The 2,676-nt window shown below is 65.0% G+C and carries 3 protein-coding genes; all 3 read right to left on the reverse strand.

The features are described from left to right. On the reverse strand, nt 1–465 hold a 465-nt coding region (locus WAN71_RS01025; RefSeq protein ID WP_422223550.1), incomplete at its 3' end, for a hypothetical protein. Continuing rightward, entirely contained in the window at nt 462–1,424 is a 963-nt protein-coding gene (locus WAN71_RS01030; protein ID WP_422223551.1) for a mechanosensitive ion channel family protein, read from the reverse strand. The genes WAN71_RS01025 and WAN71_RS01030, both read right to left, overlap by 4 nt. Further along, nucleotides 1,414–2,529 carry a peptide chain release factor 2 gene (prfB, locus tag WAN71_RS01035; protein ID WP_422223552.1) on the reverse strand — a complete coding sequence of 372 codons (1,116 nt, stop codon included), beginning with the start codon at nt 2,527–2,529 and terminating at the stop codon, nt 1,414–1,416. The genes WAN71_RS01030 and prfB overlap by 11 nt, the downstream gene beginning before the upstream one ends. Nucleotides 2,530–2,676 lie beyond the last annotated feature (147 nt).

The following is a 2,676-nucleotide window of genomic DNA, read 5'->3' on the forward strand; positions in this document are numbered from 1 at the left end:
GGGTAAGCCGGGCAGTGGCGGAAGGGGCGGGGGTGTCGGCGGCTGGCCGGGCGGTGGCGGCCCCGTCGGCGTGGTGACCGGCGGCCCGAACGGCGGTGGCAAAACAATCGTCGGCAGGTTGAACGGCGGCGGCGGTGTGGTGGTAGTTGTCGTTGTCGGCGGCGTGGTTATTGGCGTTTGCGTCACAGTCACGGTGGTGGGCGGTTCCTGCACACGACTGCGCGGCACCCAGGTGTAACTCGGGTCGGGTACAAAGCCGGGCGGCACCACCTCGGTCGCCGGCACCTGCGTGGGTGTCGACCGTGTGGAGGCGCGCTGTTCGTCGTAAATCCACCACAGCGCTGCGAACGCGACGATCAGCACCACGGTCGAGGTACGGATGCGTCCGCCGAGCAAGTAGCCCGGCCAGCCGCGTTCCACGTCGTCGCCGATTCTCCTCAGCCTGTCGAGGTTGAAGAACCTCACCGGGCCGCGCCCTGCGTTTCATCCTCGGCGCCCTCGGCTGCCGCCGGATGCACGATGGCCCCTACCGTCGAACCGGCTTTGGTGACGACGCCGGCGCGCGCCAGCGCCCGGACCACCAGCACACGCAACTGCCGGCCCGCCTCGAACTGCTTGCCCGGCAAAGTGCGAGCCACCAACCGCAAGGTGACCGTGTCGGCTTGGATGCTCTCCACGCCCATCACCGTGGGTGCGTCCAACAACAGCTCCCCGAGCACCTCGTTCTCGAGGGCATGCTCACACTCCTGATGCAAAACGTCGTTCACCAGGTTGAGGTCGGCGCTGTTCTGCACGGGAATGTCGACGACGGCGCGGGCCCAGTCCTTGGACAGGTTGATCGATTTGACGATCTGGCCGTTGGGCACGGTGAACACCTCGCCATCCGGCGAGCGCAACCTGGTCACCCGCAAAGTGACGTTCTCAACGGTTCCCGCCGCATCGGTAGTGGAGCCCGCGATGGTGAGTTGAACCAGATCGCCGAAGCCATACTGCTTTTCGACGATGATGAAGAAACCGGACAGCAGATCCTTGACCAGTTGCTGGGCGCCGAAGCCCAACGCGGCCCCGAGGACGGTCGCAGGCGCAATCAGCCCCTTCACCGAGATGTTCAAAATATCGGTGATCTGCACGGCGACACCGATGGCGATGAGCACAACCGACACCCAGGAGATCACCGAGGCAACGGCCTGCCGGTGCTTGGTGGTCTCGGAACGCACCAGCGCGTCGCTCTCGGCGAAGCCCACGTCAAGACGCTCGGTCACCTTCTGGGCCGCCCAGGTAACGAAGCGCGCCGCGAGCACCGCCCCGATCAGCAGCATCATGATGTGCAGGCCGCTGGTCAGCAGCCAGTCGCGGAGATCGCCACGCCAGATGTCGTGCAACGGGTGGGCGGTTATCGCGAGAACGTGGATATCAGTCGTCATCTTTTCTGTTGCGCCACCGGATACCCGCCTCCAGGAACCCGTCGATGTCCCCGTCGAGAACGCCAGCCGGATTGCCTACCTCGTAGTCCGTGCGCAGATCCTTGACCATTTGATACGGATGCAATACGTATGACCGCATCTGGTTGCCCCATGAACTCCCGCCGTCACCCTTCAGGGCGTCGAGCTCGGCGCGTTCTTCTAAGCGCTTGCGTTCCAACAACTTTGCCTGAAGAACCCGCATCGCTGCCACTTTGTTCTGCAGCTGCGACTTTTCGTTCTGGCAAGTTACGACGATACCCGTTGGAATGTGGGTGAGGCGAACCGCGGAGTCCGTTGTGTTCACCGACTGGCCGCCGGGACCGCTGGACCGGTACACATCGACGCGTACGTCGCCCTCCGGGATGTCGATGTGGTCAGTGGTTTCCACCACCGGCAGCACCTCGACTTCGGCGAAGGATGTCTGCCGTCGGCTCTGGTTGTCGAACGGACTGATCCGCACCAGCCGGTGAGTCCCCTGTTCGACGGACAGGGTGCCGTAGGCGAACGGGGCATGCACCGCGAAGGTCGTGCTTTTGATGCCCGCCTCCTCGGCATAGGAGGTGTCGAACACTTCGACGGGGTACTTGTGCTGCTCAGCCCACCGGATATACATCCGCATCAGCATCTCGGCCCAGTCGGCGGCATCCACGCCACCCGCGCCGGAGCGAATGGTGACGAGCGCCTCCCGCTCGTCGTACTCGCCGGACAGCAGCGTGCGGACCTCCATGGCCTCGATGTCGGCACTCAGCGCCTTGAGCTCCGCGTCGGCTTCGGCCTGCGCCTCGGCCGCGGCGGCACCGGTCTCTTCGGCGGCCATCTCATAGAGCACCGGCAGGTCGTCGAGGCGGCGACGCAGGTCTTCGACGCGGCGCAACTCCCCCTGGGTGTGGGAAAGCTCGCTGGTCACCCGCTGCGCTCGGGCCTGGTCATCCCACAGGTTGGGATCGGACGCCTCGTGCTCGAGCTTGTCGATGCGGCTGCGCAGACCGTCGACATCGAGCACCCGCTCCACCGTGGTCAGGGTGGAGTCAAGGGCGGCGATGTCGGCCTGGCGGTCGGGATCCACAACTGCTCACGTTACCGGCGCAGTTATTGGGCGCGTAGCCGTGACTAGCTAGGGTGCCGCGCGGCAGACGTTTAGCATCGGGAATTATGCGTCCTTACCACGTCGCAATCGTCGGCTCCGGTCCATCAGGGTTCTTCGCCGCGGCGT

Source organism: Mycobacterium sp. (assembly GCF_049280035.1).
Classification (GTDB): Bacteria; Actinomycetota; Actinomycetes; order Mycobacteriales; family Mycobacteriaceae; genus Mycobacterium.